The following is a 20,108-nucleotide window of genomic DNA, read 5'->3' as shown; positions in this document are numbered from 1 at the left end:
CGACCTGTTCCACTTGTAATTGCGGCACCTTGTCCCTATGTATGACAGGGTGCAATAAAACAATATAAATTAATTTGATTGGGGAAACTTATGAGCTTTTTTATTAGTCCTGCTTATGCTCAAGACGCTGGCGCAGCGCAAGGTGGCGGTATGGAACTTATCTTCATGCTGGTCATGTTCGGTCTGATTTTTTACTTTTTAATTTATCGCCCGCAAGCGAAGCGCGTTAAGCAGCACAAAGAGTTGGTATCATCGCTAAGCAAAGGCGACGAAGTTCTTACCCAGGGCGGAATGGTTGGTCGCATTACAAAAGTAAGCGATGACAAAGATTTTATCGTGATTGCATTGACTGAAGAAATGGAAGTCACCGTGCAAAAGGCAGCGGTAACCTCGGTACTACCTAAAGGCACCATGAAGTCACTGTAATTGCAGTAACAACAAAGGCAGGCACGACGTGTTAAATAAATACCCGTTGTGGAAAAACCTGCTGGTTATTTTTGTCGTTCTGGTGGCAGCGCTTTATGCGCTGCCAAATATTTACGGCGAAGACCCAGCAGTTCAAATTTCCGCAGATCGACAGGCCACTATTGATACCGCGACACTTGATCGTGTACGCAATACGCTCTCAAGCGAGAACATCTCGCCAAAGTCAGTTGCTTTAGAAGAGCAGCAGATCCTGGTTCGACTTAACTCTGACAACGAACAGCTCAAGGCGCGGGAAGCGTTAGTTGACGCATTGGGCGATAATTATATCGTTGCGCTTAATTTGGCCCCGGCAACGCCTGAGTGGCTAAAAGCCGTTGGCGCACAACCCATGAAACTAGGCCTCGACTTGCGTGGTGGTGTTCACTTCCTGATGGAAATCGACATGGATGAAGCCATGCGCAAAATTCTTGACGGCATGAAAGACACCGTACGCAACGAATTACGTGAAGAGCGTATTCGTTATACGGCTGTCGATGTTGATGGCACTGGCGTTCGAGTCGAACTTCGCAGTGACGAAGCTTACCAGGCGGCTGCGACTTACTTGGATAATCGCTACCAGGGTTACCAGCTGTTCGAAACACCCGATGAGCAATTGCTTGAATTGCGTATGACCGAGCAAAAGCTGGCGGAAACTCGTGATTATGCGGTATCTCAGAATATCACGATCATGCGTAACCGCGTTAATGAACTGGGCGTGGCAGAGCCGGTCATTCAACGCCAGGGCTCTAACCGTATTGTTGTTGAGCTACCGGGTGTGCAGGATACGGCGCGAGCTAAGGAAATTCTGGGCGCTACTGCGACGCTTGAATTCCGCATGGTAGATACTGAAAATGACGTGCGCGATGCGACCAGTGGTCGCGTGCCATTCGGCAGTGAATTACTGCCAATGCGTGACGGTCCGCAGCAGTTGCTAAAAGAAGATGTCATTTTAACCGGTGATCATATCGTGAATGCTGGTGTTGGTTATGATGAGTATAACCGCCCGCAGGTTAACATTACTTTGGACGGAGCCGGCGGTAACAAAATATCGATGGCAACCAAGGATAATGTTGGCAAACCCATGGCAACCGTATTTATTGAGTACAATGCCACTGGAGAGCGCGACGAGAACGGTAATTTACAGTTCACTAAGAGCGCTGAAGTAATCAACGTCGCGACTATTCAGTCACGCTTGAGTAGTAGCTTCCGCATTACTGGTGTCGGGGCGCAAGAGGCGCAAAACCTCTCCTTGCTACTTCGTGCCGGGGCTTTGATCGCACCCATTCAAATTGTTGAAGAACGCACGGTCGGCCCGAGCCTGGGTCAGCAAAATATTGATGCGGGTACGCAAGCCATCATGTGGGGCTTTATCTTAGTGCTACTGTTTATGGTCGCCTATTACCGTAAATTTGGTCTGGTTGCGAACTGTGCACTAGCAGCAAATCTCGTGTTGATCATTGGTGTTATGTCGATGATTCCAGGCGCGACACTGACCTTACCGGGTATGGCAGGTATCGTCTTAACTGTTGGTATGGCAGTGGACGCAAACGTGTTGATCTTTGAGCGGATACGCGAAGAAATCAAAGACAAGCGTAGTCCACAGCAAGCAATACACCACGGCTATGACAGCGCCCTATCGACCATTGCCGACGCCAACGTGACCACACTGATTGCGGCATTAATCTTGTTCGCGATTGGTAATGGTCCAATCAAAGGGTTCGCGATAACCCTGGCAATCGGTATTATTACCTCGATGTTCACAGCAATCGTCGGTACGCGCGCTATTGTTAATTCAGTCTGGGGCGGTAAACGCCTGAGCAAACTCTCGATTTAGGCGATATTATGCGAGAAATAATAAGTACAGACGAACGAATTCCGTTTATGCGCTTCCGGGGCGTGTTCGCGATAATCAGTGGCTTACTGCTGGTTGCATCGATTGTGTCCTTGTCGGTTAATAAGTTGAATTTTGGACTAGACTTTACCGGCGGTACTTTAATCGAAGTTGGTTTTCAGCAACCGGCTGATCTGAATCAAGTGCGGTCGGTACTTGATGATAACGGCTTTGGCGACGCGGTAGTGCAAAACTACGGTACTCAGCAGGACTTGTTGATTCGTCTCGAGCCACGCACTGACGTCAAAGCAGAGCAGCTTGGTACAACTATACTCGACGCGTTAAGGGCAAATATCGATGCGGGTATCGAAATGCGCCGTATCGAGTTTGTTGGCCCGAACGTCGGTGATGAGTTCATCGAACAAGGCGGCCTGGCGATGTTAACGGCGCTGATCTGTATCCTCATTTACATCGCATTGCGCTTTGAATGGCGCCTGGCGGTGGGTGCAGTTGCAGCCTTGGCTCATGACGTGATTTTAACGCTGGGTTTATTTTCGTTCTTGCAATTAGAATTTGATCTTACCGTGTTGGCAGCATTGCTGGCGGTGATAGGTTATTCGATAAACGATACCGTGGTGGTGTCTGATCGTATCCGGGAAACCTTCCGCAAATATGCCAAGCTAACCCCAATGCAAACGGTTAACAGAGCGTTAACCGATACATTGAGCCGGACATTGGTAACCTCGTTAACCACCATTTTAGTGTTGTTAACGCTATTCTTTTTAGGTGGGCCATTGATCCACGGCTTCTCTACCGCGTTACTATTTGGTGTTGTTATCGGTACTTACTCGTCAATTTTCATCGCGAGTTCGGTTGCGATAACCTTTGGCGTGAGCCGTGAGGACTTGATGCCAACCGAGGTAGAAAAAGAGGGTGCCGATCAGGACCCATTGCCTTAACCCAGCGGTTAGGGCAATAGCCTTTTTGCTAAAGTGAGGAATAAAAAATGCTAGCAGTATTGTCACCGGCGAAAAACTTAGATTATGAGACGGAATACGCTTCAGTCGATGTAACACAACCACGGTTACTGGATGATGCTCAGTCTTTGGTGGAGGTTTGCCGTGATTTGAGTCCACAACAGTTGGCTTCACTGATGAAGATCAGCGATAAACTGGCCGGCCTCAATGCTGCTCGCTTTAGTGATTGGCAGTTGCCGTTTGACGAGGGTAACGCAAGACCTGCGGTATTTGCGTTTAACGGTGATGTTTACGCAGGCCTGGATGCTGCAACCCTGGATACACAAGCATTGACCTCGGCGCAGCAACAGTTACGTATTCTTTCAGGTTTATACGGATTGTTGCGGCCGCTCGACTTGATGCAAGCCTACCGTCTGGAAATGGGCACAAAGCTAAACAATCCCCGTGGCAAAAACCTCTATGAGTTCTGGGGCGATACCATTACCGAGTTGTTAAATAACGACTTGCAAGAGCAGGGCGCTGATACGTTGGTTAACCTGGCTTCTAATGAGTACTTTTCGGCGGTAAACGTTAAAAAGTTAAACGCGACCGTGGTGACACCAGTATTCAAAGACGAAAAAAACGGTCAGTATAAAGTGATCAGTTTTTATGCCAAGAAAGCTCGTGGCTTGATGGCACGCTTTATGGTGAACCAAAAACCACAATCTGTGTCTGACTTAAAAGCGTTTAATTTGGCTGGATATCAATTTGACGCCGATGAATCCAGTGATAAACAACTGGTATTCAAACGCGCAGAAGCTAATCGGTAGGCTCCTTAATCCTTGTAGCAATGGCGGAAATATTATGACAGATAATAATACGGAACAGCAGCAAGAATATGCCGATGGTGCGGCTTCAAAAAGTCGTACTACCGTTATCGCGGTTGCTATTGTTATTATTGCGGTAATTATCGCCGTTGTATGGTGGTGGCTGCCGGCAGACCAGCAGACCACGACCGAAAAAGTAGCGGAACCTGCCAACACAGTGTCTGAGACGGCAGTAGTGGATGAACAGCAGGCCACAACTGAACCTAAACCGGAACCATCGCCTGCAGCCGTTGAAGTTGATGAGCCCGAACAGGCTGCAACGCCTGAGCCCCAAGCAAAGCCCGAACCAGAACCTGTCCCCGAGCCACAGCTACCGGCGTTAGATGAGAGCACCCCAACTGTGTTGCAAACTCTGGACACCAGCGGTGTGGTAATACAGCCGTTGAAGAGCTCACAACTGGTTCGCGATGCAGTAGTCATTATCGATAATTTGCGCAACGGTACGCTGGTTAGAGACAGAACCATTGTTCAGCGTCCCGACGGCCGTTTTCAAGTGATGGAAATAGACGGGGAACTCTATATTGATGAGCGCAGTTATCAACGCTACGACGCATTGGTTGACTGGTTCGTCAGCATCGAAGAGCAGGCACTAATTGAAAATTACGAACTGTTTAAACCGCTAATGCAGCAAGCCTACGGCGAAATCGGTTATCCAGACGCTGACTTTACCGATGCGATGTTGGACGCAATTGATGTATTGCTGGCAACACCGGTACCAGAAACATTGGTTCAGGTAAAAGATGACGAAGTTATGTATACCTATGCTGACCCTGCTTACGAGGGCTTGCCGCCTGCGCAAAAACAATTGTTACGCATGGGGCCTGACAACATAAAACGTATCAAGCAGAAATTGCGCGACATTAGACGAGTATTTAAAGCAAACCTATGAATGAGATAGAGAAGGTTCCAGCCCACGCAAAAGGCGAATTCCCTACACGTAAAGGGCGGTTTTTAAAGTGGGTTGGCCGCGTTGGGTTACGGTTATTCGGAGGCTGGAAGATCAATGGCCAGATGCCGGATGTCAAAAAAGCGATAATTCCGATAGCCCCACATACTTCCAACTGGGACTTTCCTGTGGGCGTGTTTGTGATGCTGGCACTGGGATTAAAACTTAATTATCTTGGTAAAGCCAGCTTGTTCCGTTTTCCTATTAAGGGGTTAATGTTAAAGCTGGGCGGCATTCCGATTGACCGCAGCGCGGCCAATGGCGTCGTGGGTAAAATGGTGTCGGAATTTGAAAGTCAAAATGAACTTATTTTGGTCATAACGCCGGAAGGAACCCGAAAAAAAGTCCAGCAATGGAAGAAAGGCTTCTTACATATGGCCAAACAAGCTAATGTGCCGATTATTCCTGTAGCGATGGATTTTGCTCGTAAAGCTATCGATATTGGTCCGGCAGTCATGGTTGCTGGTGAGATAGAAAAAGAACTGGAACGCGTAAAAAGCTTTTTTGCCCATGCTCAGGGTAAGCGCGCGGAGTATAGTTGATGAACCGGCTATTGGCTTGCTGTGGCATTGTTATAGTCAGTCTGTGTTGGGGATCATTCGTCAATGCCGCTGAATTTTGGCAATCCGGTTGGTCGACACCGCAAAAGGCGGAGTCGTCATCATTGCTAGTGCGCCCCATTGAGGCTGCCGATGCAGAGCGTCTCTTCCATAGCTATATGGGGTCTCAACGCTATCTCTATAGCCAACTCGGTTGGAGTTGGCCTTCAGAAAAAAGCTCCTTAGAACAAAACCAATCCATGGTAAAGCTGCATCTAAAACAGTGGCAGCAACAAACAGCGTTTACCTATCTTGTTATTGATCGCGAGCGCGATATGGTGGTCGGAGCGGTGTATTTTGTGCCCGTTCCGGAACAACGCGGTCAATCAGGTACAATACAGGGCAGCAAATTTAATGCAGAAATTACCTGGTGGCTTACTGAACCGGCCGTTAATGCCAGCCTGCATAATGACCTGTTTCAACTATTAGTGGATTGGTTACGTTCCAGCTGGCCCTGGCAGCAAGTTTTATTCCCCGTCGCCGACAACAACCGCGTGACCATTTCATTATTAGAGAGCAGCTCAGCACGGTTTGTTGGCCAAAACCGTGATACTCAGGAGCGCTTCTATTCTTATACTTTAGCGCGCAAATAAACCGCAAATAGACGGATTTTATGCTATTATTCGCGCCAAATTGAATAAGGGAAATTGATATGCAAGTTATCGAAGGCGGTATCGCCGCTAGCGGAAAAAAATTCGCCATCATTGTTTCACGGTTTAACCACTTTGTTGTCGAAAGCTTGTTAGATGGTGCAGTTCAAACATTGCAACATTACGGCCAGGTCAGTAGTGATGATATCACCGTGATCCGGGTGCCAGGCGCCTATGAAATGCCGGTCACCGCAAAAAAACTGGCTGCATCGGGTGATTACGATGCGATTATTGCTGTTGGAGCGGTAATTCGCGGCGGCACGCCGCATTTCGATTTCGTTGCAGGTGAATGCAATAGCGGATTGGGTCGCGTTGCTACTGAGTTTGGACTGCCTGTTGCTAATGGTGTTATCACCACCGAGAACATCGAGCAGGCGATTGAGCGAAGCGGTTCGAAAGCCGGCAATAAAGGCTCGGAAGCTGCGCTGAGCGCGCTCGAAATGGTTAACGTTTTAGCCAAGCTGTGAGGAGAAAATAATGAAACCTGCAGCACGACGTAAAGCACGCAAATTAGCGGTACAAGCGGTCTATTCCTGGCAGTTGTCACAAAATACGTTTTCTGACATCGAAGCTCAGTACCTGACAGACACCGACACCAGTAAGGTTGATGTCGACTACTTCCTCGATTTATTGCGTGGTGTTGGTAGCTATTATAAGAGCCTCGATGAATCGATAGCTCCTTTTCTGGATCGCCCAATTAAAGAGCTTGACCCGGTCGAATTGGCAGTGCTGAGAATTGCCGCGTTCGAGTTAAGAGAGCGTCTGGATGTACCTTATAAAGTAGCCATTAACGAAGCGATTGAACTAGCTAAATCCTTTGGCGCTGATGACAGTCACCGTTTTGTTAATGGTGTGCTGGATAAAGCGGTTGACTCTCTGCGCCCTGTGCGTCAGTAATTTAAAAATCAACATAGCGAGCAGCCTACGGCTGCTCGCGACCCGCCACGGCTTTCCCCATGCAGAACGAATTTAACATTATCGAACACTACTTCAAGCGTCAGGAAAAACAACGCAGCGACGTGGTCATAGGTATTGGTGACGACGGTGCTGTTACCCAAGTTCAGCCTGAACATCAGTTAGTCACGGTTACCGATACGCTGGTTGAGGGGGTGCACTTTGATCAGACCACGCCCGCCCGCGCGGTTGGGCACAAATGTATCGCGGTTAACCTAAGTGACTTGGCCGCAATGGGCGCTGAACCTTGCTGGATCAGTTTGGCGCTAACGTTACCTGATATCGATGAATTGTGGCTAAATGAGTTCGCCGCGGGATTACACGAGGTTTGTCAGTATTACGGCTGCACCCTGATTGGTGGTGATACGACCCGCGGTCCGTTAACAGTTACGGTAACAGCACAGGGACAATTACCAACCGGTTCGGCACTGACTCGAGATGGTGCAAAGGCCGGTGACTGGTTGTATGTGAGTGGCCCCCTCGGGGACGCGGGGCTAGCACTTGATATCACCCAACAACGCTATCCGAAAGCGAGTCCGCACCTGCAAAAGCTGGTTGAGCGCTTGCACTATCCAACGCCCAGAGTAGCCCTTGGGCAATCATTACGCGGCGTCGCCAGCGCCTGTATAGATGTGTCGGATGGATTATTAGCCGACCTGCAACATATTTTGTCAGCCTCCGGTGTTGGTGCTGAAATAGAATTAGACCGATTACCGCTGTCGTTAGCGATGACGGAAACGTTATCGCAAGAAGATGCATTTGTTAAAGCACTTACGGCCGGTGACGACTATGAATTGTGTTTTACGGTCGAAGAGTCTAATCGTGGACGGCTGGAAACACTAACCGCACACCTTAAAAATCGCCCAATTTGCATTGGACGAATACAAAAGGTGGCGTCGGAACCAATTACCTTTAAATTGTTCGGTGAGGAATACACATTAAGCTTGCCGCGTTCCGGTTATAATCATTTCGCCAATATTGAGGCTGACCCATCATGAAGCGCTGGCCCGGAATCAGTCTGCTTAACCCAGTACACTTTCTGGCGCTGGGTTTTGGTAGCGGGCTGATAAAAAAGGCGCCTGGCACCTGGGGCACGGTGGCAGCTATTCCAGTGGTAGGGTTATTAAGTTTGTTCCCGCTTTCTGTGATGGCTGTATTTATTGTTGTTGGAACGTTGGCGGGTATCCTTATTTGCCGTAAAACCGCTGACAAAATGGGGGTTCATGACCATCCGGCGATTGTCTGGGACGAGATTATCGGCTATGCAATCGCGATGTTTGCGTTACCGTTTAGCTGGACTTATGTGCTCGCTGCTTTTGTTCTATTCCGTTTTTTTGACATTTTAAAGCCCTGGCCTATTGGCTGGGTCGACAAGCGACTGACGGGCGGTAGCGGAATTATGATGGATGACGTATTAGCAGGCATCGTCAGCTGCCTGCTAATACACGCCGGGCAGCACGCGTTGTTATAGCTGCGATTTTATTTGAGCTTCGATGCCAGCGGCGTCTAAACCAAGCTCGGCCCTAACCTGATCTTGCGAGCCATGCTTAATAAATTCGTCAGGTAGCCCCAGAGTTAGCGTGTTAACTGATAATTTGTGTTGTGCCAACACCTCCAGCACAGCACTGCTGGCGCCACCGCTAACCGCATTTTCTTCTACTGTCACAATAAGTTGATGAGCTCTAGCTGCATCGATGATCGCTTGTTCATCTATCGGTTTTACAAAGCGCATATCGATAACGGTCGCATCCAGCTCCTCAGCTGCTTGCATGCAGTCAGGTAACAACACCCCAAAGTTCAAAATGGCAATGTTTTTACCTTGCCGAACAGTGTTTGATTTACCGAGGGTTAACTGTTGGTCAGCTTCGCGCAAGGTAACGCCGTTACCACTACCGCGCGGGTATCTTACTGCGGCGGGGCCTGCGTAATGATAGCCCGTGTATAACATATCACGGCATTCTTGTTCATCACTGGGCGCCATGACCACCATATTAGGAATACAGCGCAGATAACTCAGATCAAATGCACCCTGATGGGTAGGGCCATCAGCACCGACCACGCCAGCCCGGTCGATAGCGAACAACATATCGAGGTTCTGAAGTGCAACGTCGTGAATCAGTTGGTCATAAGCGCGCTGTAAAAATGTCGAATAGATAGCGACTACAGGTTTAAGACCGGCAATGGCCAAACCTGCCGCATAAGTAACGCTATGCTGTTCGGCTATAGCAACATCAAAATACTGCTGCGGGAAACGTTTTGAGAACTCAACCATACCCGAGCCCTCGCGCATTGCGGGAGTGATCGCCATGAGTGCAGAATCCTGACTCGCAACATCACAAAGCCACTGGCCAAAAATTTCTGAATAACTGGGAATGCCCGGGGCTTTCACCGGTAATGACGACAGCGTGGGATCAAATTTTGGCACGCCATGATAACCAATCGGGTCGTTTTCCGCCGGCTGATAGCCTTTACCTTTTTGCGTCACAATGTGAAGTAGTTGCGGACCTTTTAAGTCGCGCATGTTGGCCAGGGTCTCGACCAGTTCGTCAACATCATGACCATCAATCGGGCCAATATAATTAAAGCCAAGCTCTTCAAAAATCGTTCCCGGCGCCATCATGCCCTTCATGTGCTCTTCGGCGCGGCTGGCGAGGTGATGAATTTGCGGCAGTGGCTTGAGTAACTTTTTGCCTTGTTCACGTATCGAGGTATAGACTTTACCCGACAATAATCGCGCAAAGTGTCGGTTAAGTGCGCCAACATTTTCCGATATCGACATGTCGTTGTCGTTAAGCACCACCAGCATGTCGGGTTTAATATCACCGGCGTGATTCATGGCCTCAAAGGCCATGCCTGCCGTCATTGCGCCATCGCCTATGATAGACACGACTTTTTCCCGGCTGCGACGACGCTCAGCTGCAACAGCCATACCCAGAGCAGCAGATATTGAAGTACTCGAATGGCCGACCGAAAGCACGTCATAAGGGCTCTCGTCCCTCCAGGGGAAGGGGTGTAAACCATCTTTTTGACGAATCGTATGTAGCTGCTGTTTACGGCCGGTTAAAATTTTATGCGGATAGGCCTGATGGCCAACATCCCAGACCAACTTATCGTCCGGGGTGTTGTAAACATAATGCAAGGCAACGGTCAGTTCGACGGTTCCCAGGCCCGACGCTAAGTGGCCACTACTTTTGCTCACCGAGTTTAGTAAAAATTGGCGAACCTCATCACAAACCTGCTTGAGTTGGTGCTTGGGCAGGCGGCGTAAATCCGCAGGTAACTCGATACGGTCAAGAAGTGAAGTCATAATACTCTTTGGTTTAATGGTCCCGGGTTAACAGAACCGTAGAAAATTGTTCTAGCTGTGTAGTATTGTACGGTATATCCGCTAGCGACTGTAGTGCTTGTTGGTGCAATAAAAGCAGTTTTTGCCGGGCGCCGTCAAGCCCGAGTAGCTTAACGTAAGTTGATTTCTCGGCAAGTTCATCAGAACCCTGAGGCTTCCCTAAAACATCGGTAGAGCTGGTGACATCCAAAATATCATCCTGAATTTGAAATGCTAACCCCAGCTGTTGTGCGAATTCACTAAATTGTCGCCGATAAGCCAGGGCATCTTCTTCGCCACACAAAGCACCCAGCTCAGCACTGGCTTGAATCAATGCCCCTGTCTTGTGCAGATGTACCTGCTGCAATTCGTTTTCTGATAGTGTTTTATGAGTGGCTGCTAAATCCAGTGCCTGACCACCGCACATGCCGTTACCACCGCTGGCTTTGGCTAGCACATGCATCATCTGTAACTGGCGCTCCGGAGTTATGTTGGGCAGAGGCTGCGATAGCAACTGAAAAGCGAAAGACTGCAGGGCGTCACCGGCTAATATAGCTGTGGCCTCGTTAAATTGAATATGGCAGGTTGGCTTACCTCGCCGCAGGGCGTCGTCATCCATGGCCGGCAAGTCGTCATGAATCAGCGAGTATGCGTGGACTGATTCGATGGCGCATGCGGCAGTTAATGCGGCTGACATATCACCACGGCATATTTCAGCTACAGCCAGTGTCAGATAGGGCCGGATACGCTTGCCGCCAAGTAACACGCCGTACCGCATCGCTGCGGCCAGGGACTCGTCAATGCTGGCGCGCTGCAAATGTTCATCAAGGGCGTGGTCAACGCGTTGGCGAACGTCCTCGGTAAGCGATTTGATACTCACTCACTGGCCTCATGATCTTGTAATTGTTGCTCGCCGTTTTGCGCAATCAACTGTTTAACTTTTAGTTCCGCTTGTTGCAGTTGCTGCTGACTGGAACGAGAGAGGGCGATAGCCTGTTCAAACTTTTTTAATGAATCTTCCAGCGGTAAATCACCATGTTCCAGTTCATTTACCAGTTGTTCAAGTTGTTGTAGCGCCTGCTCAAAAGATGGTTCTTGTGTTTTTTTATCAGTCATAATGTGTGCTCGTTGCCAGCGGATAGTCGCCATTATCTAATAAAGATTTAGCAATGTCAGCCGATGATAAGCTAACTTGGCGCAGGAACTTTGTGTAATCGCTTGTCAGCGGCGCCGTGATGATTAAAAATGAACGTACTGCAATGGATAGACTAACGCGCTGCAACCGGAATACCGGCCAGCTTAATTGATTTCGGGGGACGCTGAGTGGATATCGCAACGCTGATAGGAATTATAGGTGCAATAGGTTTTGTTGTTGCGGCTATCGTGTTAAGCGGAGACGTGGGCCTGTTTATCAACGTACAGTCCATTCTTATCGTGGTGGGTGGTTCCCTGTTTGTGGCGTTAGCCAACTTTTCCTTAAGCCAGTTTTTTGCCACCGGTAGAGTTATGGCAAAAGCTTTTTTCTTTAAAATTGAGCACCCGCAAGAGCTTATCGACACCGCTGTTGAAATGGCAGATTCCGCCCGTAAAGGGGGCTTTCTGGCATTGGAAGAGGCAGAAATACCAAATCGATTTTTCCGTAAAGGTATCGACATGCTGGTCGACGGGCATGATGCCGAGGTGGTTCGCCAGACACTTTCTAAAGATATTCAGATGAGCTACACCCGCCACGAGGAGGGCGCTCGGTTCTTCTCGGTTCTAGCCGACATCGCACCGGCGATGGGTATGATCGGTACTTTGATCGGTCTGGTGGGTATGTTATCCAATATGGATGACCCTAAGGCTATCGGCCCGGCCATGGCAGTTGCGCTACTGACCACACTCTATGGCGCCTTTATGGCGAACGTGTTCTGTATCCCGGTTAAAAACAAGTTAATGCTACGTGCTGATCAGGAAAAGCTGAATCAACAATTAATTCTGGATGCCATTTTGGGTATTCAGGATGGTCAAAACCCGCGGGTAATCGAAGGGATGCTGCGTAACTATTTAGCAGAATCGAAACGAGCCACCGCGGATGAGGGCGACGAGTAAAACGCATGGCTGTAGCAGCGGAAGACAAAGAAGAGTGCAAATGCCCGCCCCCGGGGTTACCGGGCTGGATGGCGACGTTTGCCGATCTTATGACACTGTTGATGTGCTTCTTCGTGTTGTTGCTGTCGTTCTCCGAAATGGATGTGTTGAAGTTTAAACAAATAGCAGGCTCGATGAAGTTTGCCCTGGGTGTACAAAACAAAATCGAAGTCAAAGATATTCCCAAAGGAACCAGCGTTATAGCGCAAGAGTTTCGTCCGGGACGCCCTGAACCGACGCCAATCGAAACGATTCAGCAGCAAACGGTAGAGATGACTCAGCAAATGCTGGAGTTTCAGGAGGGCGAGTCTGACTTTGCCGGTGGCCAGCAAACGGAACGTGGTGGACAGCAGGCAGAAAGTGAAGAAGACAAACAAAGCGCTGAGTCGGAGAGCAACTCAGAAGCCGCTAGCGAAAAAACCAAAGAGTTACTGGAACGAATTCAACGTCAACTGCAACAAGAAATGCAGGCCGGCACACTGGAGCTTGAGCAGTTTGGTCAACAGATTTTAATTCGGATTCGTGAGCGCGGTTCATTTCCCGAAGGCTCAGCGTTTTTGCAGCCACAGTTTAAACCGGTAATACGCGAGGTGGCTGAGGCGTTAAAAGATATCCCGGGCGAGATTACGATTTCCGGACACACCGATAATCAGCAGTTGGTATCGGAAATTTATACCTCTAAGTGGGACTTGTCGGCCAAGCGAGCTGTTGCTGTAGCCGAGGAAATGTTGCAAGTCGAGGATTTTGAAGCAGACCGTCTGGTCACTATGGGTTATGCAGACACTAAACCCATCGTGCCGAATAACTCGGCAGCTAACCGCGCTCAGAATCGCCGTGTCGATATTGCAATTATGCAGGGTAAAGCAAAAGAGTCAGATCCGGTTAACGTGGTGGAATAGCCGTCAGTCTAAAAATTTCGTATAATAAGCAGGTTTTCTTAATTAGCCGCCATCGGCGTTGCAAAACGTTATGGCGGCTTTGTTGTTTGTTTTAATTGGTTAATCTATGAAATTTGTTGCTCGCCTCCACGCAGAAATTACTATCAAAAGCCGCTCTGTCCGCAAACGTCACGGTAAAGTACTGACTAACAATCTGCGCAAGGTGTTGGCTCGTGACGATGCCGATGTTTATGTAAAGTGGTTATGGGACCGCATCGAGGTTTCGGTTACACCAGAATCGGCTACTGACGCCAATGCTATCGGTAAGGCGATTGCTGAGGGGGTGAGCTGTACGCCCGGTATTTCATGGTTTGCAGAAGTACAGGAACGAACGCTGGGCGACTTTGATGATGTCGCCAATTGGGTTGGCGAGCACTGGGCCAAAAGTCTGCAAGATAAGAGCTTTGCTGTGCGGGTAAAACGCAAAGGTCATCACGAATTTAAATCGCAGCAACTCGAGCGCTATGTTGGTGGCTACCTACTAAAGGCCGCACCTAATAGCCGGGTGCAGTTAAAAGATGCCGATACCGAAATTAACTTGCAGATTACCGACCAGACGATTTATTTGCTGGGCGACCGGCAGGAGGGGCTGGGCGGTTTTCCGATCCCAACCCAGGAAACTGTCGTTAGCCTTATGAGTGGGGGTTTCGACTCCAGTGTCGCAAGTTTCGAATTCATGCGCCGGGGTGCGCGCACGCATTTTTGCTTTTTTAACTTGGGTGGTGACGCGCACGAGGTAGCTGTAAGGCAAATTAGTCATTATTTGTGGCAGCGCTATAGCTCATCGCATCCGATAAAATTTGTCAGTGTCGATTTTGCGCCAGTGGTTGAAGATATTCTCAGTCATTGCGATAACGGCGTAATGGGTGTGGTATTAAAACGGCAAATGTTACGAGCAGCCTCGCATGTTGCGCGCTTTTTAAAAGCTCAGGCGCTTGTTACGGGAGAGGCCATCGGTCAGGTATCCAGCCAAACCTTGTCCAACTTGCGGGTTATAGATTCGGCTACCGATGCTTTGGTGCTGAGGCCATTGATTACTAAAGATAAACAAGAAATTGTTGATGTCGCTAAGCGCATAGGTACCGAGGCATTAGCTAAGTCGATCCCGGAATACTGTGGCGTTATTTCGATAAAGCCTACGGTCAGAGCCTTACCTGACGAAGTCGAAGCAGAAGAGGCGAAACTGGATATGGACTTGCTCAAGCAGGTTGTCAGGAATGCGGATGTGCTGAGTATGCAGGATATTGCGGAACAGGCTGAACAGCAAACCACAGTAGCCGTTGATCAAGTCAACGAAAGTAAGCCACAAACAATTATTGATATCCGCAACCGCGACGAAATTGAAGAAATGCCGCTACGCAGTGAGCTACCGGTTATGGAAATTCCGTTTTTCAAGTTACAGTCAGAGTTTGTAAAGCTGGATGCTAACCAACATTACTTGTTGTATTGTGCGCAAGGCGTTATGAGTAAAATGCAGGCGCTGTTACTGCATGAAGCCGGCTACAGTAACGTATCCGTCTATCAATAATATAAAGGAAGTCAGTTTGTTACGCTCCAAACGTTCAAAGCTTTTGGCTCGGCTCGTTTTTATCGGTTTGTTAATTGCCGCGACGGTGGCGTTTTTTGTTCAGGTACCAACGACTGGAGCAAGTAAAATACCGTACTTTGATAAATACGTTCATGTCGGTGTTTTCTTCCTGCTGAGTTTTACCTTGCATCAGGCGTTCGCATTAAGCGGGCGAGTGTCATTTTTATTACTAGGCTTATATGGCCTGTTGATAGAAATAGGGCAGAACTATATTCCCGGACGGGGCTCAGATTTTTATGACTGGCTGGCTGACGCCGCCGGCGTTATTGCTTATTTCTCGTTGGTTTTATTGTTTAAACAACGTAAAAAAAACGCTAACTGATGTTAGCGTTTTTTGTTTTTCTTCGCGGTTTTCTTCTTTTTACTACGTTTTTTATCCGTCGCCGGAAATTTATGCTGGGGCTTTAAGTCGCTGAATACCCGCCGATCTAAGGCCTGGCCAGTATAACGCTCGATGCGACCAAGCAATAACGCGTCGTGCGCTTCGACCAGTGAAATAGCAACGCCCTTTGCTCCGGCACGCGCAGTACGACCAATTCGGTGCACGTAGGTGTCCGCTTGTTTCGGCAAATCAAAATTAACGACAACACTAACGTCATCAATATCAAGCCCACGCGAGGCAACGTCAGTCGCGACTAATACGGCTTTTGGATGCGCTTTAAATTGTTCGATGATCCGTTGACGCTCTGCTTGTGGCAGATCCCCGCGTAGATGCAATACCGGGTAGCTTAAATTTGCTTGCAAGGTGCCAGCTAACTGAGCGACTTTGTCACGAGTTTTAACAAAAACAATCTGACGACCTTCAAATTCTTTAAGTACCCGTAGCAACAAGTTCTGTTTATGCTCCAGGGTGTCTGCCAAATACACATACTGGAGAATTTTGCCACGCTCGCGTTTTGGGGGCTCTACTTCGATGCGCACCGGTTCATTAAGCAATTTTTTGGCAAACGACTCTACTCCGGCGCTGGCCAGAGTAGCTGACGATAATATACTCTGCTGACGATGGCGGGCGTGCCGGGCGATCTCTTCTACCGGCTTGGCAAATCCCATGTCCAGCATACGGTCTGCCTCATCGATGACTAGCCATTCTACCGTTTCAAGCTGATATTGCTCAGCTTGTAAGATATCCAGTAGCCGTCCGGGCGTGGCAATCAGTAAATCATGTGATTTTTCTAATTGACTGAGTTGAGAACCGTAGTTGATACCGCCGGTTACCACGACTGCGCTAAGGCCTGATGACTTAGAAAACAGGCATGCCTGTTGATAAATTTGCTCGGCAAGCTCGCGAGTCGGAGCCAACACTAAAATGCGCGCGCCACCGGGTGATTTGCGCGGGAAATCACGCAAATGCTGCAATGCGGGTAACAGGAAGGCTAATGTTTTACCACTACCCGTTGGCGAGCTGAGCAACACATCCATGCCATCCAATGCTGTAGGGATGACTTCTTGCTGCACTTTAGCCGGCTTGTTTAAGCCTTGCTCCAGCAACGGGAATATTAGTGATTCGTCGAGTTCTAAATCTTGCCAGTCGATTGCCATGAAAGCCCTTAATCGATATGCTGGTTAAGCCAGCGGTTTTTCTTCGCGAAGTATCGCACTGTTTACCGAAGTAATAATAACGGAACGTCCGCTGCCTGCAGAAGTTTTCGGGTGGTACTGCCTAAAAACCATTGCCGTGCCCTGGAGTGCCTAAACGCACCCATGACTATCAGATCAATATGATGCTTACGCTGATAGTCAAGCAATGCAGACTCTACCTCACCGGTAATAATTTCAAAATCTACCTGATGGCGATATTCACGTAAATGATTAGCAGCAGCTTCAATTGCAGCAACTACCTCGTTGCTATTTTGACCTACAGTCACCAGCGTAATTTGCATCCCTTTAAAAATTGGACTTTCCGCTAACATTTTAACACCTTTGCGCGATGCATCACTGCCATCAAAAGCCAGCATGACACTGCGCGGTGCCCGGAATAACTTAGGTGTCACCAAAGTAGGCTTTTGCAACGAGCGAATCAATGTCTCTAGCTGGCTACCGACGCGCAAGCTGTCATTACTATCAATTCCATGTAACCCCACAACAAGCAGGCGTATCGAAGCCTCCACTTCAGCCAAAGCTTGCGCTAGCTGACCATGGCGTTGACTTTTAAAAACTTCACCGACACCATTTTCGATAGCGCGGCGATGGCCAGCCTCGAGCATATTACGGCCATGCTGCAAAGCGAGTTCGTTGCGCTGGTGCTCCAACTCAGCAAGTTGTTCAAGCAATTGCTGTTGCTCGCCCAGTCCTATAGTGCCGGTTAAGTCTGAGTTAACTGGATATCGTAACTCGTCAAGTACATGTAATAACGTTAACGGAGTGGCGAGTCGTTGAGCTGCCCAACTGGCGTAATCACAAACTGCGGTGGTCGACGCGGAACCGTCGACGCAGGCAAAAACATGCTTCATTAATGCATCCTTATTTTCGGCCAGAATACTACCATGGGATAGCGATTTTAGCTATGAGTTCCGCCCCCACGGGGGAACTTTCATTTTTTTGAAAAAGCGGTACATTAGTTAACACAAGAACAACAATCAGAAGGTTAATTATAATGCTTAAACGCAGCTCACTATCTGTTTCAATCGCCATAATTTTGGGTCTGTCACTCGCGGCTTGTAGTGATCAGACAGAGCAACAAACCAACAGCCAACAAGCCTCGCAGACGGAACAACAGTCGCAGTTGCCGGCACCGCCTGACGCGGTAGAAAAGGACTTTATCGTCGAGTCACCGGTTGCTGACCGCGTCGATACTTACTACTGGTTACGTGATGACGAGCGCAAAGACCCTGAGGTATTGGCTTACCTTGAGGCAGAAAATGAGTACTACGACGCTTACCGAAAAAGCTATGAGCAGCTGGAACAAACCTTAACCGACGAAATTATTGGGCGCATAAAACAAGACGATAGCAGCGTGCCCTACGTGAAAGGCGATTACGAATATTACACACGCTACGAGGAAGGCAGTGAATACCCGATCCATGCGCGTAAACCGGTGTCTGGCGGTGAAGAGCAAATACTTTTGAATGTGAACGAACTGGCAAAAGACCATGACTACTACACTGCAGCGAACTTAACCATTAGCCCGAATCAAAATTTATTGGCGTATATGGTTGATACTAATGGACGACGCCAATACCAACTGTGGATTAAAGACTTAACCAGTGGCGAGATGCGTAAGCAAAGTCTGGATGGATTATCATCCAGCATTGCCTGGGCGGCAGACAATAAAACTCTGTTTGTTATCGAAAACGACCCGCAGACATTGTTATCAACTCGCGTGCTTAAACATCAGCTTGATGCGCCCGCAGAACAAGCGGAGTTAGTTTACGAAGAGCAAGATGAGTCGTTTTATATGTGGCTTAGTAACAGCCGCGATAACCAGTACGTAAAAGTGCAGATGAGCAGTACTGTCGCAGATGAGTTACGTATCCTGGATACCAGCACTCCAGATGCCGACATGACTGTTTTTGCGCCGCGTGAACGTGGTGTTCAATACAGTGCTGAACATATTAATGGTCGCTGGATTATTCGCACCGACTGGAACGCGCCTAACTTTAAAGTCATGCAGGTTGACGCTGACGAGGTTGGTTCACGCGATAACTGGCAACCATTGATTGAACACTCCGACGATGTCTTTATTCAGGGCTTTACCACCTTTACCAATTACTTAGCCATTAACGAGCGTAGTGATGGTCTTCGCCGTATTCGCGTGCTGCCCTGGCAGGACTTTGAGCAACAACGCTATATCGAAGCCGAAGAAACACCTTTCGTGATGTACTCTCAACGCAACCCGGAACAGGATACTGACACACTGCGTTACGGCTTTAGCTCGTTAAAAACACCGACCAAGATCTACGCCTACGACATGAAAACTGGTGAACAAGAGTTACTCAAACAAGACGAAGTACTGGGAGATTTTGATTCATCGAATTACCGCACCAAACGTGTTTGGGCGAAAGCGGACGACGGCACGGAAATCCCGGTATCGCTGTTAATGCGCAGTGATTTTGAGCACGACGGCACCGCACCACTGTATCAATATGCCTATGGCTCATATGGCTCCTCGTCAGACCCGTATTTCCGCTCTACGGTGTTATCGTTGGTTGATCGTGGCTTTGTTTACGCAATCGCGCATATTCGCGGTGGTCAGGAAATGGGACGCGAATGGTATGAAGACGGCAAGTTGTTGAATAAGAAAAACACCTTTACCGACTTTATCGACGTGACCGAGCATTTAGTAAAAGAAGGCTACGCTCATCCGGACAAAGTGTTTGCCATGGGCGGTAGTGCCGGCGGACTGTTGATGGGAGCTGTCGCCAATATGGCACCGGATTTGTATCGCGGTATGGTTGCACACGTGCCCTTCGTTGATGTCGTCACCACTATGCTGGATGAGTCGATTCCGCTAACGACCAACGAATTTGATGAGTGGGGTAACCCAAAACAAGAAGAGTATTACAACTACATGTTGTCCTATTCGCCGTACGATAATATCAGCGCCCAGGACTACCCAGCATTGATGGTTACCACCGGCCTGCACGATTCACAAGTTCAGTATTTTGAGCCCGCAAAGTGGGTGGCTAAACTCCGCGATATGAAAACCGACAACAACCCGCTGGTATTTAGTGTCAACATGGAAGCCGGTCACGGTGGCAGTTCAGGCCGCTTCTCGCGACTTGAAGAAGTAGCTGAGGAGTATGCGTTTATTCTCGATCTTCTCGAGCAATAAGCGCGGTTAAGGGAGCGAGCTTGTCTATCAACTCTGCATAGATGGGCGTTGGTGTGCCGGGGGCTCGC

The 20,108-nt window shown here is 48.7% G+C and carries 21 protein-coding genes; 16 read left to right on the top strand and 5 right to left on the bottom strand.

Annotated elements, in window-relative coordinates:
• Window positions 1-90: 90 nt before the first annotated feature.
• Genes yajC through DEU29_RS03875 form a run of 11 tightly spaced genes read left to right on the top strand, consistent with a single transcriptional unit; the run spans window position 91 to window position 8,759 of the window.
• Entirely contained in the window at window positions 91-426 is a 336-nt protein-coding gene (gene yajC / locus DEU29_RS03925; RefSeq protein WP_133538948.1) for a preprotein translocase subunit YajC, read from the top strand.
• Between the two features lie 28 nt (window positions 427-454).
• A complete protein-coding gene (gene secD, locus DEU29_RS03920; RefSeq protein ID WP_133538947.1) occupies window positions 455-2,299 on the top strand; it encodes a protein translocase subunit SecD in 1,845 nt (614 codons plus the stop codon).
• A gap of 8 nt (window positions 2,300-2,307) precedes the next feature.
• Window positions 2,308-3,255: a protein translocase subunit SecF gene (gene secF / locus DEU29_RS03915; RefSeq protein ID WP_133538946.1), complete on the top strand. Its 948-nt coding sequence runs from the start codon at window positions 2,308-2,310 to the stop codon at window positions 3,253-3,255.
• 47 nt (window positions 3,256-3,302) lie between these two features.
• Window positions 3,303-4,082: a peroxide stress protein YaaA gene (gene yaaA / locus DEU29_RS03910; RefSeq protein ID WP_133538945.1), complete on the top strand. Its 780-nt coding sequence runs from the start codon at window positions 3,303-3,305 to the stop codon at window positions 4,080-4,082.
• Between the two features lie 34 nt (window positions 4,083-4,116).
• A complete protein-coding gene (locus DEU29_RS03905) occupies window positions 4,117-5,028 on the top strand; it encodes a DUF3014 domain-containing protein (protein ID WP_133538944.1) in 912 nt (303 codons plus the stop codon).
• Window positions 5,025-5,627, top strand: a complete 603-nt coding sequence (locus tag DEU29_RS03900) for a lysophospholipid acyltransferase family protein (RefSeq protein ID WP_133538943.1) — start codon at window positions 5,025-5,027, stop codon at window positions 5,625-5,627. The genes DEU29_RS03905 and DEU29_RS03900 overlap by 4 nt, the downstream gene beginning before the upstream one ends.
• Entirely contained in the window at window positions 5,627-6,277 is a 651-nt protein-coding gene (locus tag DEU29_RS03895) for a GNAT family N-acetyltransferase (protein WP_133538942.1), read from the top strand. The genes DEU29_RS03900 and DEU29_RS03895 overlap by 1 nt, the downstream gene beginning before the upstream one ends.
• Window positions 6,278-6,336: 59 nt before the next feature.
• Complete coding sequence (gene ribH, locus DEU29_RS03890) at window positions 6,337-6,801, top strand: 6,7-dimethyl-8-ribityllumazine synthase (RefSeq protein WP_133538941.1); 465 nt, start codon at window positions 6,337-6,339, stop codon at window positions 6,799-6,801.
• Between the two features lie 10 nt (window positions 6,802-6,811).
• Window positions 6,812-7,231 carry a transcription antitermination factor NusB gene (gene nusB, locus DEU29_RS03885; protein ID WP_133538940.1) on the top strand — a complete coding sequence of 140 codons (420 nt, stop codon included), beginning with the start codon at window positions 6,812-6,814 and terminating at the stop codon, window positions 7,229-7,231.
• A gap of 59 nt (window positions 7,232-7,290) precedes the next feature.
• Window positions 7,291-8,286, top strand: coding sequence for a thiamine-phosphate kinase (gene thiL, locus DEU29_RS03880; RefSeq protein ID WP_133538939.1), 996 nt, complete (start codon window positions 7,291-7,293; stop codon window positions 8,284-8,286).
• Window positions 8,283-8,759, top strand: a complete 477-nt coding sequence (locus tag DEU29_RS03875) for a phosphatidylglycerophosphatase A family protein (RefSeq protein WP_133538938.1) — start codon at window positions 8,283-8,285, stop codon at window positions 8,757-8,759. The genes thiL and DEU29_RS03875 overlap by 4 nt, the downstream gene beginning before the upstream one ends.
• On the opposite strand, the gene dxs is transcribed toward DEU29_RS03875, so the two are convergent.
• From dxs to DEU29_RS03860, 3 genes are read right to left on the bottom strand one after another with little or no spacing between them, the layout of a single operon-like run.
• On the bottom strand, window positions 8,754-10,595 hold the full coding sequence (gene dxs / locus DEU29_RS03870) for a 1-deoxy-D-xylulose-5-phosphate synthase (RefSeq protein ID WP_133538937.1): 1,842 nt from the start codon (window positions 10,593-10,595) through the stop codon (window positions 8,754-8,756). The genes DEU29_RS03875 and dxs overlap by 6 nt on opposite strands.
• Window positions 10,596-10,608: 13 nt before the next feature.
• A complete protein-coding gene (locus DEU29_RS03865) occupies window positions 10,609-11,493 on the bottom strand; it encodes a polyprenyl synthetase family protein (protein ID WP_133538936.1) in 885 nt (294 codons plus the stop codon).
• Window positions 11,490-11,729, bottom strand: a complete 240-nt coding sequence (locus tag DEU29_RS03860; protein WP_133538935.1) for an exodeoxyribonuclease VII small subunit — start codon at window positions 11,727-11,729, stop codon at window positions 11,490-11,492. The genes DEU29_RS03865 and DEU29_RS03860 overlap by 4 nt, the downstream gene beginning before the upstream one ends.
• A gap of 207 nt (window positions 11,730-11,936) precedes the next feature.
• On the opposite strand from DEU29_RS03860, the gene pomA reads away from it, so the two are divergent.
• From pomA to DEU29_RS03840, 4 genes are all read left to right on the top strand, one after another.
• Window positions 11,937-12,704, top strand: a complete 768-nt coding sequence (pomA, locus tag DEU29_RS03855; RefSeq protein WP_133538934.1) for a flagellar motor protein PomA — start codon at window positions 11,937-11,939, stop codon at window positions 12,702-12,704.
• Between the two features lie 5 nt (window positions 12,705-12,709).
• The gene (locus DEU29_RS03850) at window positions 12,710-13,642 is read left to right on the top strand and encodes a flagellar motor protein MotB (protein WP_133538933.1); all 933 of its coding nucleotides are present in this window, start codon (window positions 12,710-12,712) and stop codon (window positions 13,640-13,642) included.
• Window positions 13,643-13,748: 106 nt separating this feature from the next.
• On the top strand, window positions 13,749-15,209 hold the full coding sequence (thiI, locus tag DEU29_RS03845) for a tRNA uracil 4-sulfurtransferase ThiI (protein WP_133538932.1): 1,461 nt from the start codon (window positions 13,749-13,751) through the stop codon (window positions 15,207-15,209).
• Window positions 15,210-15,225: 16 nt separating this feature from the next.
• Window positions 15,226-15,591: a VanZ family protein gene (locus DEU29_RS03840; protein ID WP_243734465.1), complete on the top strand. Its 366-nt coding sequence runs from the start codon at window positions 15,226-15,228 to the stop codon at window positions 15,589-15,591.
• Window positions 15,592-15,593: 2 nt separating this feature from the next.
• On the opposite strand, the gene srmB is transcribed toward DEU29_RS03840, so the two are convergent.
• Window positions 15,594-16,808, bottom strand: a complete 1,215-nt coding sequence (gene srmB / locus DEU29_RS03835; RefSeq protein ID WP_133538930.1) for an ATP-dependent RNA helicase SrmB — start codon at window positions 16,806-16,808, stop codon at window positions 15,594-15,596.
• 62 nt (window positions 16,809-16,870) lie between these two features.
• A complete protein-coding gene (locus tag DEU29_RS03830) occupies window positions 16,871-17,719 on the bottom strand; it encodes a universal stress protein (RefSeq protein WP_133538929.1) in 849 nt (282 codons plus the stop codon).
• A 143-nt stretch (window positions 17,720-17,862) separates the two neighbouring features.
• Here DEU29_RS03830 and DEU29_RS03825 point away from each other — a divergent pair, with 143 nt between their 5' ends.
• On the top strand, window positions 17,863-20,040 hold the full coding sequence (locus tag DEU29_RS03825; RefSeq protein WP_133538928.1) for a S9 family peptidase: 2,178 nt from the start codon (window positions 17,863-17,865) through the stop codon (window positions 20,038-20,040).
• The last annotated feature ends 68 nt before the right edge of the window (window positions 20,041-20,108 follow it).

The sequence above is a fragment of the Idiomarina aquatica genome, assembly GCF_004362895.1.
In the GTDB taxonomy this organism is placed as follows: Bacteria; Pseudomonadota; Gammaproteobacteria; order Enterobacterales; family Alteromonadaceae; genus Idiomarina.
Note: the sequence above shows the minus strand (reverse complement) of the source record. Positions and strands in the feature narration are given on the sequence as shown.

What these genes read in the sequence shown, in the direction of transcription:
- dxs (WP_133538937.1), bottom strand. Translation starts at nt 10,595, where the DNA reads ATGACTTCACTTCTTGACCGTATCGAGTTACCTGCGGATTTACGCCGC.
- DEU29_RS03850 (WP_133538933.1), top strand. Translation starts at nt 12,710, where the DNA reads ATGGCTGTAGCAGCGGAAGACAAAGAAGAGTGCAAATGCCCGCCCCCG.
- DEU29_RS03860 (WP_133538935.1), bottom strand. Translation starts at nt 11,729, where the DNA reads ATGACTGATAAAAAAACACAAGAACCATCTTTTGAGCAGGCGCTACAA.
- secF (WP_133538946.1), top strand. Translation starts at nt 2,308, where the DNA reads ATGCGAGAAATAATAAGTACAGACGAACGAATTCCGTTTATGCGCTTC.
- ribH (WP_133538941.1), top strand. Translation starts at nt 6,337, where the DNA reads ATGCAAGTTATCGAAGGCGGTATCGCCGCTAGCGGAAAAAAATTCGCC.
- yaaA (WP_133538945.1), top strand. Translation starts at nt 3,303, where the DNA reads ATGCTAGCAGTATTGTCACCGGCGAAAAACTTAGATTATGAGACGGAA.
- DEU29_RS03905 (WP_133538944.1), top strand. Translation starts at nt 4,117, where the DNA reads ATGACAGATAATAATACGGAACAGCAGCAAGAATATGCCGATGGTGCG.
- DEU29_RS03875 (WP_133538938.1), top strand. Translation starts at nt 8,283, where the DNA reads ATGAAGCGCTGGCCCGGAATCAGTCTGCTTAACCCAGTACACTTTCTG.
- DEU29_RS03895 (WP_133538942.1), top strand. Translation starts at nt 5,627, where the DNA reads ATGAACCGGCTATTGGCTTGCTGTGGCATTGTTATAGTCAGTCTGTGT.
- thiI (WP_133538932.1), top strand. Translation starts at nt 13,749, where the DNA reads ATGAAATTTGTTGCTCGCCTCCACGCAGAAATTACTATCAAAAGCCGC.
- DEU29_RS03900 (WP_133538943.1), top strand. Translation starts at nt 5,025, where the DNA reads ATGAATGAGATAGAGAAGGTTCCAGCCCACGCAAAAGGCGAATTCCCT.
- yajC (WP_133538948.1), top strand. Translation starts at nt 91, where the DNA reads ATGAGCTTTTTTATTAGTCCTGCTTATGCTCAAGACGCTGGCGCAGCG.
- nusB (WP_133538940.1), top strand. Translation starts at nt 6,812, where the DNA reads ATGAAACCTGCAGCACGACGTAAAGCACGCAAATTAGCGGTACAAGCG.
- DEU29_RS03825 (WP_133538928.1), top strand. Translation starts at nt 17,863, where the DNA reads ATGCTTAAACGCAGCTCACTATCTGTTTCAATCGCCATAATTTTGGGT.
- srmB (WP_133538930.1), bottom strand. Translation starts at nt 16,808, where the DNA reads ATGGCAATCGACTGGCAAGATTTAGAACTCGACGAATCACTAATATTC.
- DEU29_RS03830 (WP_133538929.1), bottom strand. Translation starts at nt 17,719, where the DNA reads ATGAAGCATGTTTTTGCCTGCGTCGACGGTTCCGCGTCGACCACCGCA.
- thiL (WP_133538939.1), top strand. Translation starts at nt 7,291, where the DNA reads ATGCAGAACGAATTTAACATTATCGAACACTACTTCAAGCGTCAGGAA.